Source organism: Meiothermus sp. Pnk-1 (assembly GCF_003226535.1).
Classification (GTDB): domain Bacteria; phylum Deinococcota; class Deinococci; order Deinococcales; family Thermaceae; genus Allomeiothermus.
Genome location: NZ_QKOB01000011.1, coordinates 1 through 13,782 on the forward strand (window position 1 = coordinate 1; position 13,782 = coordinate 13,782).

Annotated in this window: 14 protein-coding genes; 7 read left to right on the forward strand and 7 right to left on the reverse strand. The window is 65.0% G+C overall.

Annotated elements, in window-relative coordinates; translation table 11 throughout:
• Window positions 1-368: 368 nt before the first annotated feature.
• From DNA98_RS13420 to DNA98_RS13445, 5 genes are all read right to left on the reverse strand, one after another.
• Complete coding sequence (locus tag DNA98_RS13420; RefSeq protein ID WP_110531557.1) at window positions 369-602, reverse strand: hypothetical protein; 234 nt, start codon at window positions 600-602, stop codon at window positions 369-371.
• A gap of 81 nt (window positions 603-683) precedes the next feature.
• Window positions 684-1,388, reverse strand: a complete 705-nt coding sequence (locus DNA98_RS13425) for an ABC transporter ATP-binding protein (protein ID WP_110531559.1) — start codon at window positions 1,386-1,388, stop codon at window positions 684-686.
• A 66-nt stretch (window positions 1,389-1,454) separates the two neighbouring features.
• Entirely contained in the window at window positions 1,455-2,594 is a 1,140-nt protein-coding gene (locus tag DNA98_RS13430; RefSeq protein ID WP_110531561.1) for an ABC transporter permease, read from the reverse strand.
• A gap of 307 nt (window positions 2,595-2,901) precedes the next feature.
• Window positions 2,902-3,819 carry a ribokinase gene (gene rbsK / locus DNA98_RS13440; protein WP_110531565.1) on the reverse strand — a complete coding sequence of 306 codons (918 nt, stop codon included), beginning with the start codon at window positions 3,817-3,819 and terminating at the stop codon, window positions 2,902-2,904.
• A 170-nt stretch (window positions 3,820-3,989) separates the two neighbouring features.
• Entirely contained in the window at window positions 3,990-5,102 is a 1,113-nt protein-coding gene (locus tag DNA98_RS13445; RefSeq protein WP_110531567.1) for an IMP dehydrogenase, read from the reverse strand.
• Window positions 5,103-5,154: 52 nt separating this feature from the next.
• Between DNA98_RS13445 and DNA98_RS13450 the strand changes: the two genes are divergently transcribed.
• The 5 genes from DNA98_RS13450 (at window position 5,155) to DNA98_RS13470 (ending at window position 10,395) form a co-directional block, all read left to right on the forward strand.
• The gene (locus tag DNA98_RS13450) at window positions 5,155-5,721 is read left to right on the forward strand and encodes a Uma2 family endonuclease (protein WP_233493219.1); all 567 of its coding nucleotides are present in this window, start codon (window positions 5,155-5,157) and stop codon (window positions 5,719-5,721) included.
• Between the two features lie 174 nt (window positions 5,722-5,895).
• Complete coding sequence (alaS, locus tag DNA98_RS13455; RefSeq protein ID WP_110531693.1) at window positions 5,896-8,559, forward strand: alanine--tRNA ligase; 2,664 nt, start codon at window positions 5,896-5,898, stop codon at window positions 8,557-8,559.
• Window positions 8,560-8,611: 52 nt separating this feature from the next.
• Complete coding sequence (gene ruvX, locus DNA98_RS13460) at window positions 8,612-9,040, forward strand: Holliday junction resolvase RuvX (protein WP_110531571.1); 429 nt, start codon at window positions 8,612-8,614, stop codon at window positions 9,038-9,040.
• Between the two features lie 21 nt (window positions 9,041-9,061).
• Complete coding sequence (gene mltG, locus DNA98_RS13465; protein ID WP_233493220.1) at window positions 9,062-10,096, forward strand: endolytic transglycosylase MltG; 1,035 nt, start codon at window positions 9,062-9,064, stop codon at window positions 10,094-10,096.
• A 95-nt stretch (window positions 10,097-10,191) separates the two neighbouring features.
• The gene (locus DNA98_RS13470) at window positions 10,192-10,395 is read left to right on the forward strand and encodes a 2-oxoisovalerate dehydrogenase (protein ID WP_110531573.1); all 204 of its coding nucleotides are present in this window, start codon (window positions 10,192-10,194) and stop codon (window positions 10,393-10,395) included.
• A 116-nt stretch (window positions 10,396-10,511) separates the two neighbouring features.
• Here DNA98_RS13470 and DNA98_RS13475 read toward each other — a convergent pair whose 3' ends face one another.
• The gene (locus DNA98_RS13475) at window positions 10,512-12,113 is read right to left on the reverse strand and encodes an alkaline phosphatase (RefSeq protein ID WP_110531575.1); all 1,602 of its coding nucleotides are present in this window, start codon (window positions 12,111-12,113) and stop codon (window positions 10,512-10,514) included.
• 11 nt (window positions 12,114-12,124) lie between these two features.
• Window positions 12,125-12,559, reverse strand: a complete 435-nt coding sequence (locus tag DNA98_RS13480) for a universal stress protein (RefSeq protein WP_110531577.1) — start codon at window positions 12,557-12,559, stop codon at window positions 12,125-12,127.
• 183 nt (window positions 12,560-12,742) lie between these two features.
• Here DNA98_RS13480 and rlmB point away from each other — a divergent pair, with 183 nt between their 5' ends.
• Both rlmB and DNA98_RS13490 read left to right on the forward strand, forming a co-directional pair.
• Window positions 12,743-13,456: a 23S rRNA (guanosine(2251)-2'-O)-methyltransferase RlmB gene (gene rlmB, locus DNA98_RS13485; RefSeq protein ID WP_110531579.1), complete on the forward strand. Its 714-nt coding sequence runs from the start codon at window positions 12,743-12,745 to the stop codon at window positions 13,454-13,456.
• A gap of 36 nt (window positions 13,457-13,492) precedes the next feature.
• Window positions 13,493-13,759 carry a hypothetical protein gene (locus tag DNA98_RS13490; protein WP_110531580.1) on the forward strand — a complete coding sequence of 89 codons (267 nt, stop codon included), beginning with the start codon at window positions 13,493-13,495 and terminating at the stop codon, window positions 13,757-13,759.
• The last annotated feature ends 23 nt before the right edge of the window (window positions 13,760-13,782 follow it).

The following is a 13,782-nucleotide window of genomic DNA, read 5'->3' on the forward strand; positions in this document are numbered from 1 at the left end:
CATCATCAGCCGCTGGATCTGTTTGCCAAACTCAATCACCAGCAACTCCTGCTCGGCTATATTCTTCCCCTCTCCCAGCCGCTCGTACTCATCCACCAACTGATGCATCCGTTCCCGTATTTCGCTCATTCCAACAGTTTAGGCTGTTTGCCTATTTTCAGGACACACCCGGGGGGCGTTAAATGGCCGTTACGGCTTTAGGGGGTTGTGGGGGAGGGAATCGCCGTCTCCGGCGGCATGCTCGTTTTGGGGACAGGGGACGGCGTGTTGGGTAGCCAACCCTCGTTCTCCGAACGACGCTTCTTTCGCCGCGAAGCGGGGCGAGACCTCGTGCCGCGCCGTTCGAGGGGTCGTCACGGTACAACAAGCTATCGGTCGAGGTGAAAGCGATTCGAGGGGGCCTCAGCTTCCAAGAAAGCCCCCGGCCGGTTCTGGCCGCCAAGCCCCCGGACCGCCCCCGCCTCTGGGGTTGGGGTTCGTTCCTTGCGGGAGCGGCGGCTTTGGGAGGGTCGGGACCGCGTCGGAGTCAGGGGGTTACGCGTACAATAGGTGAGGGCCAACAACACCATCACCAGCAGCACCGAAACCCAGGAAGTCTCCATACCCCACTCCACCCTTAAGGCCAGTGTAGAGAGGAGGGGGTTAAAAAGGCGTTACAAATAACCGGGGCCAGAAGAGGATGTCTAGCCGGCTCTGCCGGGGATTTCCGGGTTGGGCCGGGTCTCCTCCACCTGGATGAGCCGCCCGTCCCGCAGATAGAGCACACGTTCGGCTTTCCGGGCCAGCTCGAGGTCGTGCGTCACCAGGATCACCGTGCGGCCCTGGCGGGCCTGCGCGCTGAGCAGTTCCACCACCTTGGTTCCTGAGCCAGAGTCCAGGTTCCCGGTGGGCTCGTCGGCAAAGAGGATCGGCGGGTTAAGGGCCAGCGCGCGGGCGATGGCCACGCGTTGCTGCTCACCGCCAGAGAGCTTATTGGGCAGGTGATGGGCCCGTCTTTCCAGTCCCACGCTGGCCAGAAGAGCCGCGGCGCGGGATTTGCGCTCGCGCTGAGGGATTCCCGCCAGCATCATCGGGAAGGCCACGTTCTCCCAGGCGGTGAGGGTCGGCACCAGGTTCCACTGCTGGAACACGAAGCCCATGTGCTTGAGCCGTACTTCCGAGCGGGCATCCTCGGAGAGCCTCGAGAGCACCGTGCCGTCTAAGCGCACCCCGCCCTCGGTGGGCACGTCGAAGCCCGCCAGCAGGTTCAAAAGCGTGGTCTTGCCCGAGCCCGAAGGCCCCACGATGGCGGTGAGGCCGGTGGGAAAGCGAAAGCTGAAATGATCCACCGCCACCACGTCGATCTCTCCTTGGTGGTAGCGTTTGTGTAGCTGGACGGCTTCTAGCATAGGTTCTCGTCCGCGAAGGCCGCTTGATGGGCTGAGGGGTAGCATACTACCGATGGGCCTCCGGGACTAAATGCGCCCCAGTGCCTCCACCACCGGGATGCGGCTGGCGGTACGGGCCGGGAGAAACCCGGCCAGCAAGCCCAACACTACCGCGACCAGCATAGCGAATAGCGCAAGCCGGAAGGTCACTGCGGAGAGGGCCAGGCCCACCTCGCGCACCGTGTACCAGTTGACCGCCGCAGAGGCCAGCCCACCCAGCCCTAGCCCCACCAGCCCACCCGCCAGCCCTAGCCACAGGGCTTCTAAAAGCACCAGGCCGAAGATAAATCCCCGCTTAGCTCCCAGAGCCCGCATCAGGCCGAACTCGCGGATGCGCTCGTAGACCGACATCATCACCGTGTTGGCCACCAACAGCCCGCCCACCACCAACGCCACCAGGCTGATGCCGAAGCGCACCAGGTCGGAGATCCGCACCGCCCGCTCGGCAAAGCGCAGCACGTCGCCGGTGGTCTGGGCGCTCACGCCGGGGATGCGTTCCTGAATGGCCTTGGCCACCTCCTCGGCCTTGCTGCCTTCGTGCAGAGAGAGCGCGATCGCGGTGTAGTTTGGGGTGTCGAGGGCCGCGCGTACGGCGCTCGCCGGTACGTAGATCACGTTGTCAGAAAGACCGCCGACGGGCTGCAAGATGCCCTCTACCCGGAGCGAGACACGGGGGGAGAGGCGCAGGGTCTTGCCGAGGGTGAGGCGGTTGCGCTCGGCGATCCGGCTGCCCACCACCGCGCCCCGGGGGCTGGGAGTGAGCGCCCCCTGGCGTACCGTCAAATGGGGATAGAGGGTTTTGGGGCTGACGCCGTCGGGGAGCCCCTGGAAGATAAAGGTACTCTGGGGGTCGAAGCCCCCTCGGGTGAGCACCACGTAGGGGATCGCCCGAACAATGCCCAACTCGCCCGCCAAGCCCTCGAGCTTCCGCACCGTGTCGGGGCCTAGCTCGGGGTAGCCGGGGCTGAAGGCCTCGACCCCCTCAGGGAGCACCAGGATGGCCGGGCCGACGCTGGAGAGTTCGGAGCTCAGCGCCCGGCGCAGACCTTCACCAAAGGATAGAAAGAGCACCATCGAGGCCGTCGAGACCACGATCCCCAGCAGGGTCAGGATGCTGCGGACGGGCCGGGCCCGCAGGTTTCGGTAGACCAGGGCGAGGACTTCCATCCCCTAAGGATACCCGCTGAATCCCGGCAGACGTTGGGCTAGGCTAAGGAGCCGTGAGCGCTGAGGTTTTCCCGTCCAGCTTTTGGCGCCTCGAATGCACCCTTTGCGGGGCCTGCTGTGCTGCGCCGGACATCTCTGCCTTGCGCAAGCCCCTGGGGGTTCCTTGTCAGCACCTGGACTCGAGCTGCCGGTGCACCATCTACGTCGATCGCCCCCAGGTCTGCCGCAGCTATACCCCGGACTGGGTCTGCGGCGAGGTGGCCCCGCTACCGACCCTCGCCGAGCGAGTCCGGCGCTACTTGGAGATCTACGGGCTCGAGTGCGCGGCCAGAAAGCTTGCCACTTCGGCCTCTGTGGGGAGCGAGGGCTGAGCCCCTTCCTGGGTCGTCGCCAGGGCTCCGGCGGCGCTGGCCCAGCGCAGGGCGGGGGCTAGGGCTTCTCCCTTGGCCAACCGGCTGGCTAGCATCCCCACGAAGGCATCCCCGGCCGCCGTCGTATCCACCGGCTGGACCGGGAAGGCCGGGACGTAGCCTTGCCCGCTGGAATCCGCCCAGACACAGCCCTCTGCCCCCAGGGTGATGACCGCGCTGGAGACCCGCTGGCACAAACCCTGCGCTGCCGCCAAAGCCCCCTCGAGGCCCTCCGGCGCTTTTCGCCCCAGCACCACCCCCGCCTCGAACTCGTTGACCACCAGCAGGTTCACGTCGCGGAGTTCGTCGGCGGTGAGGTTTCGCGCCGGGGCCGCGTTCAGGATTACCTGCGCCCCGGCTTCCCGGCCCCGGCGGGCCGCCTCGAGCGCGGTGGGAAGGGGGACCTCGAGCTGCAAAAGCACCACTTTCGCGCCTTGGAACGCCTCGGCGTTCAGGTCTTCCGGCAAGAGCCGATAGTTGCTCCCCGGCGCCACGATGATGCTGTTTTGCCCTTGGGCGTTCACCGCGATGAAGGCGACCCCGCTAGGGCCTTCCATGCGCTTGATCCAACGGGTGTCTATCCCGTCTTGGGCGAGCCCCTCCAAAAGCTGTGCGCCGAAGCCGTCGCTGCCCAAGCATCCGACCATCCGCACCGAACCGCCTGCTCGGGCCGCCGCCACTGCCTGGTTGGCTCCTTTCCCGCCGGGGAAGGTCTGGTAATCCGAGCCCAGCAGGGTCTCGCCGGGGAGGGGGTGGCGCTCGAGGTGCACCACCAAGTCCATGTTGATGCTGCCCACCACGATGATGTCTGGCACGTCTACAAACTACCACGCGGCTAAGAAGGAAGCCTGATACTCATGAGGTTGGTGCAACTGAGTTCCCTCCCACTGATTTGGGGCCCCCATGGAAGACGCTTTATCGATCCAGGAGAGAAAAAAATCGCCTTCCGCCTTCCACAACAAGCCTAAGTTGAGAAGTGGGGTACTTAGTGCACCCCGGCCTCGGTGATGGCTGCCGCCGAGTTGAGGGCGAAGCGCACGTTGCCACGGAACTCGTTGAGGTTGGTAGCGTTGACGTAGGTCATGGCGCTTTGTAGACCCTCGCGCAGCCTCGAGACCGCCTCTCGCGCGTCTTTGTGAAAAGCCCGCAGGGTCTGCGAGGAGCCCTCGATGTAGTTGCGCTTCTCGGTCACCAGCGAGGAGGCCATGCCGAAGAGCAACACCCCCTCGAGGTGACCGTCCTTTTTGATCAGCACCTCGTCTTCGAAAGACCCCGAGGCGAAGAACTTGCCCATCATCACCCCTTCGCTATAGGCCAGGGCCTTCACGAAGTCGCCCGAGGCATTCACCCCGCCGTCGGCGATGATCTGGGCGTCGGTGTAACCGGCGTGGTTGCGGAAGCGGTAGATCTCCTCGAGCAACGAGAGTTGCCCCACTCCCACCCCGGTGTTGATCCGCGTCGTGCAGACCGAGCCTGGCCCCACCCCCACCTTGATGGCGAAGTGCTTGAACCCCGAGAGCTTCATCAACCAGTAGGCATAGGCAAAGCCCTCGATGCTGCCCACATTCCCTAAGATGATCCCGCTTTCTACGCCTTGCGAGCGGATTTTAGCCAGCACCGGCAACACTGCCGCGTTGGCCCCGTGGGCGATATCAATAGAGGCGAAAGCCAAGTTGGGCTGCTGGAACAGCTCGTGTAGAAAGGCTTCGTCTTCGTGGATGCCGAGGGCCGCTCCGACCAAGGCCGGGGCGCTGGCTTTGACGTCCTGAATGCGCTCTATATCGGAAAGGCCCACCCTGGGCAGGATGTGGATTCCGCCGTTTCCTCCGTCCCACACGTCTCGGGCGAACCTCGAGCGCATCATGCTCATGGAGGCGCCGAAGGCCGGGAAGATCTCCTGGGGGCCGCGCAGGGTGTAAAAAAGCTGCCGGGTGTTTACCTGACTGCGCGAGATGGGGCGAGTGAGAAAGGTGGGGATGATGGACTTGTCGGCGAAGGTGTAATAGGTCTCGAGGCGGGGGAAGGGATAGCTGGCGATGGCGGTCTGGGCCTGCTCGAGGGCCTGGTGCGACAGCTGATCCAGCGCGGTTGTATCCACGAACCGTCATTGTAGCTCAGATAACCGACGAGCGTCTATGTATCATGGGTTTATGGTCACGCTCGAGCATCAGATCGTCGCCCCGCAGAAAAAGCGGTGGACAGTGGATGAGCTGTTGGCGATGGAAAAGGCGGGCCTGCTCGACCCTGAAAAGCGCATCGAACTCCTGGATGGCGAGGTGTACGAGATGCCCCCCACTAGTGAAGGCCATGCCAGTAGCGTAGACTGGCTGGTTCGTTTATTCCTCAAGCAATTCGATGAGCGGGCGGTGGTGCGAAGCCAGAATCCTATACGCCTCGATGATGAAGACCTTCCCCTACCGGACTTGGCTCTTCTGGAATGGAAAGAAGATTTTTATCGTCAGGGGCACCCCAGACCGGAAAACGTTTATTTGGTGGTCGAGGTCTCGGATGCCACCCTTTGGTTTGACCGAAGCAGCAAGCTCAAACGTTATGCCAAAGCTGGGCTTCGTGAGGTCTGGATCGTCAACCTCAAAGACCGGCAGACCGAGGTTTTCCGCGACCCCTCGGGCGAAGAGTACCTGACCCGTTTTGTGGTCAAGCCAGGAGAATCGGTAGCACCGCTGGCCTTCCCCGATGATCCGATCCCCCCGCTGTAAGGTTTTTTTCGCCTTTACATCTGCATAAAGCCCTTGTATATTCAAATCCAGATGCGACGCCCTGCTCGAGCTACCCGCTGAGGGCACCCTTTCTAAGGAAAGGGGCCCTTAGGGTTTGCGAGGGTGGGGTTCGTTTTTTATGCTGTTGGGGCTTGAAAGGAACCTGTCATGTACATGACGACCGCCGAAATCCGTGAGAAATACCTACAGTTCTTCCAGTCGAAGGGCCATCTTCGGCTTCCCTCCTTCAGCGTCATCCCCCAGGACGACCCCTCGCTGTTGTTCATCAACGCGGGCATGACCCCACTTAAACCCTACTTTCTGGGTAAAACCCCGATCTTTCACACCCCCGAGGGCGAGAAGGTCTCTTACCGGGTGACCACTTGCCAGAAGTGCGTGCGCACCGGCGACATAGAAAACGTAGGCCGTACCAACCGGCACCAGACGGTCTTCGAGATGCTAGGAAACTTCAGCTTCGGGGACTACTTCAAGAAAGAGGCGATCCTCTGGGCCTGGGAGTTCCTGACCGATAAGCGGTGGTTGGGCCTCGAGCCGGAGCGCATCTATGTGACTATCTACGAGGAGGACGACGAGGCGTTTGAGTACTGGACCCAAGACGTCGGGTTGCCGCCGGAGCGCCTGCACCGCTTTGGTGCCGATGAGAATTTCTGGCCCGCCGACGCTCCCAGCAAAGGCCCCAACGGGCCCTGCGGGCCGTGCTCGGAGATCTACTACGACCGGGGGCCGGAGTTTGGCGCGGATACCTGGGCCGATTACTACCAGACCCGCGAGAGCAACCGCTTCGTGGAGATTTGGAACCTGGTTTTCCCTCAGTACGACCGCAAGGACGGCGGGGTGCTTGAGCCTTTGCCCAAGCCCAACATCGACACCGGGATGGGCCTGGCGCGGGTGGCGATGGTCTTGCAGGGCGTGACCGACTTCTACGAGACCGACGAGTTCCAGCCGCTCATCGGGCGGGTCGTCGAGCTAAGCGGGGTGAGCTACGAGGGGCCTGCCTCGGTGGCCCACCGGGTTATCGCCGAGCACGCCCGCGCGGTGAGCTTTATCCTCTCGGACGGCGTCACCTTCTCCAACACCGGGCGCGGCTACGTGGTGCGCCGCCTGCTGCGCCGGGCGGTGCGGTATGGCTACTTGCTGGGCCTGCGCGAGGCGTTCATGTACAAGCTGGCCGAGACCGTGGCCGAAGTGATGGGGGGGGTGTACCCTGAGCTAAGGGAAAACCTCGAGAGCGTGCAGCGGCAGATCCGGTTGGAGGAGGAGCGCTTCTTCGAGACCCTCGAGCAGGGCGTGGAGCGCTTGGATGCTTTGCTGTCGGGGCTCGAGCCCGGCGATACCCTCTCCGGCGAGGAGGCTTTCCGGCTGTACGACACCTACGGTTTTCCCTTGGACCTCACCCTCGAGATCGCCGACGAGCGCGGGGTCAAGGTGGACACCGAGGGCTTCGAGCGGGCCCTCGAGCAGGCTCAGGAACTCGCTCGACAGCGCGCGGCCTTCGACAAGGACGTGTTCAAACGGCCCAACGAAGCCCTGCTGGCGTTGGCCAAGGACTATGGCGGTACCGTTTTCGTGGGCTACGAGCGCACCGAGGAGACCGCCCAGGTCAAGCTCTTGTTGGCAGGGAATCAGTCCCTCGACGAGGCCCCCGCCGGGACCGAAGTGCAGGTGGTGCTCGACCGGACCCCCTTTTACGCCGAGGGCGGCGGTCAGGTGGGCGACTCGGGGGTGTTGGAGTGGGCTGGGGGCTGGGCCAAGGTTTCCACCACCCAGAAAAACCCCGACGGCATCTACCTCCACTTGGCTAAGGTAGAGGAAGGGACTCTCAAAGCGGGTACCACCGTGCGGGCTTTGGTAGACCCCCACCGCCGCGATACCGAGAAGAACCACACCGCCACCCACCTCCTGCACGCCGCCTTGCGCGCGGTCTTGGGGGGCCATGTCCGCCAGGCGGGGAGCTACGTGGGGCCGGACCGGCTGCGCTTTGACTTCACCCACCCCGAGCCGGTGAGCCCACGGGAGCTGGCCCGGATCGAGCTGTTGGTGAACCGCTGGATCCAGGCCGATTTCCCGGTTAGCTACACTTACAAACCGCTCGAGGAGGCCAAAAGGGAAGGGGCCATGGCCCTATTCGGGGAGAAATACGCCGACGTGGTGCGGGTGGTGGCGGTGGAGGGCACGGTGGACAACATCTCCTCCAAGGAACTTTGCGGCGGTTGCCACGTGCGCCGCACGGGAGAGATCGGGGTGTTCGTGATCCGCTTCGAGGAGGCGGTCTCGGCGGGGGTGCGCCGGATCGAGGCGCTCACCGGCACCGGGGCCGTTCAGTACGTGCGGGAGAACCTGGGGTTGCTCCAGGGCCTGGCCCGCGAGTTCGGGGTGAACCCAGAGGGCTTGCCGGAGCGTTTGGGTAAGCTCCAAAGCGAGATAAAAGCCCGCGAAAAGGAGATCGAGCGGCTCCGGCGGGAACTGGCCCGGGCCCAGCTGGGCGGCGGGGCGGCCTCCGCGCTCAAAGAAGCGGGCGGCTACAAGTACTTGGCGGTACGGCTCGAGGGCCTCGAGGCCGGGGCTTTGCGCTCGGCTGCCGACGATCTGTTGGACAAGCACCGCGCCGACGTGGTGGCGGTGGGTTCGGGGCAGCACCTGGTCATCAAGCTTTCCAAGGAGGCCCAGGCCAAGGGGCTCGAGGCCGGGGCGGTGATGCAGCGGCTTACCGAGGCGGCGGGCGGGCGCGGGGGCGGCAAAGGGGCCTTGGCCCAGGGGGGCGGCTTCGACCTCGAGCGGGCTTTTGCCGCGCTGGAAGGGGCCCTGCGCTCACGCTGAAGGGATGGGCCTTCAGCCTTGGCTCAGGTGAGTAGCCTAGGATGGGTAAGTAATGAAAGTAGCCGCTTTGGACGTAGGCGAGGCCCGCATCGGCCTGGCGGTGGGGGAGGTGGGCTCGCCCTGGGCTTTTGGGCGGGGTTACTTGGTGCGCCGGACTCCGCAGGCCGACCTGCAAGCGTTACGGGAGTTCGCTTCGGGAGAGGGGGTGGACAAGTTCATCGTGGGCCTTCCTCTTCGCACCGATGGGAGTCCCAGCGCCCAGGCCGCTCGGGTGCTCGAGCTGGTGAGGGCCTTGCGGGAAGCTGGGCTCGAGGTCGAGACCCTCGACGAGCGCTTCACCACCCAGCTGGGGGCCCGGCGGCTGGAGGCGGCGCCCCGGCGGGTGCGGCAGGAGAAGGGTAAGCTGGACGAAGCCGCTGCGGTGGCCTTGCTGGAGGGCTACCTCTGCTTGCGGCGGGACGCCGTGAAGGGAGCGGGGTAGGGGTTGAATCCGGAAAAGCCTATGCCCGAGGGCCTCTCCTCACCCGAGCGCGAGGGCCGCCGCAGCCCCTGGCTGAGGTGGGGGGTATCGCTTCTGTTTAGCCTGCTGGCCGGGGTCTTGGGGTATCTGCTGTGGCTGTCGGGGCCAACCGGGGTGCAGGCCCAGGTGCGGCTCGAGCGGGGCCAGGGGGCGCTGGCGGTGGGCCGCACTCTGGAGCGGGCCGGGCTGGTGCGCTCGGGGCAGCTCTTTGCGATATACCTGCGGGCCTCGGGGCGGGATAGGCTGCTCAAGCCGGGGGTATACCGGCTCGAGGGGGAGGGGATGCGGCGGCTGGCGATCGCCCTCACCGAGGAGGCCCAGCCCCTCACCGTGCGCCTGACCTTTCCCGAGGGCTGGCGCATGCACCAGATGGCCCAGCGGCTCAGCCAACACGGCCTGCCAGGAGAAAAATTCCTCGAACTGGCCGAACACCCGCCCGCCGATCTGCGGCCCAGCTATGTGCAAAGCCCCACCCTCGAGGGCTTTTTGTTCCCCGCCACCTATACCTTCCCCCTCGACGCCACCGCCCGGGAGATCATCCAGGCCATGCTGGCGCGTTTCGAGCAGGAGCTAACCCCCGAGGTACGAAGCCGCTTGGCCCAGGAGAAGCTCAGCGTGCAGCAGTGGGTCACGCTGGCTTCCATCGTTCAGGCCGAGGCCGCCCACCCCCAGGAGAAGCCGCTGATCGCGGGGATCTTCCTCAACCGCTTGGAGGCCGGAATGCCCCTACAGGCCGATCCCACCGTGGCGTACGGCTTGGGTAAGGCCCTCCCCGAGCTCTCCCGGCCAGCCGGGGACTTTGAGAGCGACACCCCCTACAACACCTACCGGGTGGCCGGTTTGCCGCCCGGGGCCATCGGCAACCCTGGCTCCGAGGCCTTGCGGGCGGTGCTCGAGCCCCAGCGCACCGACGGTCAGGGGAGGGCGCTATTCTATTTCTTTCATAGCCGCCAGGGCAAGCTCTTTGTCAACCCCGATTTCGCCAGCCACAGCCGGGATCTGGCGCGCTACCGCTAATGGCCTGATCCACGGCGTTTGGCGCCTTGCGTACGACGTATGCCGTGTAATTTGCACACAATTATTGGGGCGAGCACGGGTAGTATAGGGCGGGTATGGAGTTGATCTTCGAAGTCCGCGATGCCGAGGGGGGGTTCGCCGCCCGCGCGATCGGTGAGGAAAGCATCGCCACCCACGGCCAGACCTGGGAGGAGCTTAAAGCTAATGTGCTCGAGGCCGTGCGCAACTACTTTGGCCCGGGCATGACTCCCCGCCGTGTGCAGCTGCACTACGTCCGCGACGAACTGGTGCTCGTCTAAGCGCCTTTTCTCGCCGCTGGCCGTGCGGGACTTTGCCGGAAGCGCCCGGGGCTGGGCGAGGGCGATCTACCGCGCTTGGCGTTTTGGGCGTGAGGGCCGCAAAGGCCCCGCATGCCTTACCTGAGGGCCTCGAGCCCCTTTCCGGGTCGATACCGCAGCCTCCGGGCCAGGCGCTTGGGGGCGCCCGGATGGTTCTGCGTCTTATCCACCCAGTACAGCTCGTAAGTGATGGCTTCCGGCGTGGCCTCGAGGATGGCATACCCGTTGATATCGCCGTCAAAGAAGTGCAGGTGCGGGTTGGCCTGTTCCAAGAGGGCGTTGCCAGGCCAGAAGGCCAGGCGCCGCAGGGTCTCGGCGGGGCCGGGGCTGGTCAGGGAGGGGGCCATGAACTCGGCCCCTAGCCAGGGTTCGCCGGGTTGGAACGTGAGGGAGACCTGCGCGGCCAGGGCGGAGTGAAGATCGCCGCTCAGCACCACCAGGTTGTCCACCCCGGCTCGAGCCCAGGCCTGCAGCAGGGCCTGGCGCTCGGCAGCGTACCCATCCCAGCCATCGGTGTTGAGGGTGAGGTCGCCCGAGCGCAGCGGGGAGAACATCACCGCGCTGGCCAGGCCCCGCCACTTTGCTGAGCTACGGGTGAGGTTTTCCCTGAGCCAGCGGTACTGCTCGGCCCCCAGCATGGTCTGGGTGGGGCGGGTCTGGGCCGAGCAGGTGGCGAACTGCCGCTGGCCGAAGCCCCCCTCGCCGCAGGGATGGGGCGAGCGGTAGCTGCGGGTATCGGTCACGAACAGCTCGAGCAGATCGCCAAAGGCTAGCTTGCGGTACTGGCTGATCTGGCGGTGAGGCTCGCTGGCCGTAGGGTCGTAGACCACCCGCGCCGGGACGTACTCGCTCCAGGCTTGGTTGGCCTCGAGCCGGAGCTTCCTGAGGCGTTCGGGCTGGTTCTTGAAGGGGTGATCGGGGGCTCCGGGCGCGTCGGTGGCGGGGTCCCAGTAGGTGTCGTTGGCGAACTCGTGGTCGTCCCACAAGAAGACCCAAGGGTGGGCGGCCAGGGCTTGTTGCAAAAAGGGGTCGCTGCGGTAGGTGCGGTACAGGGCGCGGTAATCGGCCAGGTTTACGGCCAGATAGCTCCCGCTCGGCAGGCTAAAGGCCCGCCCCGCAAACCGCTCGCGGCGGTAGCGGGGGTCACCGGAGTACTCGTAGATGAAGTCTCCCAGGTGGAGGATCGCGTCGAGATCCTCTCGGGCCAGGTGGGCGAGGGCTCCGTAGTAGCCGCTCCCGAACTCCTGGCAGGTGACGAGGCCCAGGCGCAGACGCTCGGGCATGGTGCCGGGTGGGGGCAGGGTGCGGGTACGCCCGATGGGGCTGGCCACGCCGCGGTAGATGAAGCGGTAAAAGTAGCCCCTTCCCGGCTCGAGCTGGCCATCCAGGTCGGCCCGCACGGTGTAGTCGCTCTCGGGACCGAAGCCGGTTTCGATCAGGCCCCCTTGGGGTTCGAGAAAATCCGCCGATTCACAAGCTTCGACCGCGATGGGCTCACCGGGCTGGAAGGCTTCCGGGGCGACCCGCGTCCACAGCACCACCCCGTCCGGGCTTGGATCGCCGGAGGCTACGCCGAGGGGGAAAACCGCCTGGGGCTCGAGCGGGGCCTGCCCCCGCGGCAGCCCCGCCAACCCCAGGCCCAAGCCGAGCAGCTTGCGACGGCTGAGCCGGACCTGCATCGATCGCTGGGTCAGTGGCTACGGATCACCAGCACGGGCTTTTCCGAGCGGTGCAACACCCCTTCGGTCACCGAGCCTAAGAGGAGCCGGTCGATGCCGCTGCGCCCGTGGGTGCCCATTACAATCAGGTCGTGGCTTTTGGCTTCGCTCAGGATGGCGTCTATGGGTTTGCCCTCGCGCAGCTTGCTCTGGGCGCTCACCCCAGCCCGGGCCGCCATTTGCAGGGCTGCTTCCAGGGCTTCGTTCCCGGCTTTTTTGAGGTCTTCGATCAGCTCGAGGCCATACGGCACCGCCTCGGGGCTGATCCAGAGGGTGCGGGTGGGGTCTTCCACCACGTACACGAAGGTCACCTGGGCGCCTAGGGTTTTGGCCAGCTCGAGCCCCTGCTCGATGGCCTTGGTGCTACAGCTGCTGCCATCGGTGGGCATCAGGATTTTGCCGTACATACACCACCTCAATCCTAGTGTAGTCCTGAAACGCAAGGACAATCTACCCTGAAGGTGCCCGTCGTACGGACCCACCGGCCGAAGACCGGGTACACTGAGCTGCAGGCCCACCGTACCGTCAGGACGGGCACCGGTTGAGGGCAACCCCATGGGCGCGGACTGGCTTTGGAATACGGAGAGGATATGTTGATTTACGGACGCAATCCAGTGCTCGAGGCGATCAAGGAGGGTCAGGCGGTGCGGGTCTGGGTCGCCAAAGGCGTGGAGCACTGGCTGATCCGTGAGCTCGAGCGGCTAGGGGCAGATTACGAGCTGCTCCCCCGCATCGAGCTCGATCAGAGGGTGCGCACCACCCAGCACCAGGGCTTGGTGGCCGAGGTGGCCGAACTCAAATTCTCGCACCCCGAGGCCCCTTTCCGCCTGGCCGAGGAGCGTGGAGAAGAGATCTTGCTGGTGTTGCTGGACGGGGTGACCGACCCCCGCAACTACGGGGCCATCATCCGGACGGCCTTGGCCCTGGGAGCTCACGGGGTCGTCACGGAGGAACGCCGCAGCGCCCCGCTCTCGCCGTTGGTGCTCAAGGCCTCGGCGGGGATGGCCCACAAGCTACCCTTGGTACAGATCAAGAATCTGCCGCGTTACATGGAGGAGCTCAAGGAACGCGGGGTGTGGATCTACGGGGCCAGCGGCAGAGGACAAAAAGACCTGGCCGGGCTCGACTATAAACGCCCCTTAGCCATCGTGATCGGTTCGGAGGGAGAAGGGATGCGCCGGTTGGTCCAGCAGCGCTGTGACGAGACCGCACGCATCCCTCTTTCCCCTGGGGCCGAGTCGCTGAACGCGAGCGTTGCCCTGGCGATTTTCCTTTACCAGGCGAGGCTGGGGCGGGTACACTGACCGCTTAGAGGCTGGACTGCGCTGCACTGAGGCCAGATGGCAAAACCGTCCTTACCTCCCGCCGATTCGACCCGCCTGATCGGGGCGGAGCGTTACGCTTTGCTGGGCACCTTCCCCCGCCCCTTCGCGGAGGGGATCCGGGTGCGCCTCGAGGGCCGCAAGATCCCGGTTTTCCTGGAGACCCCCTTCACCTACTTTGGCCTGCCTGAGGCCTATATCGGTACCTATACCGGAGATGTGGCGCTGTGGATCCCCCAGCGCCTCTACGACGAGGCGTTGATGATTCTCGAGCGCGACCAGTAAGCGGCCGATTTTCCCCGGGAGAG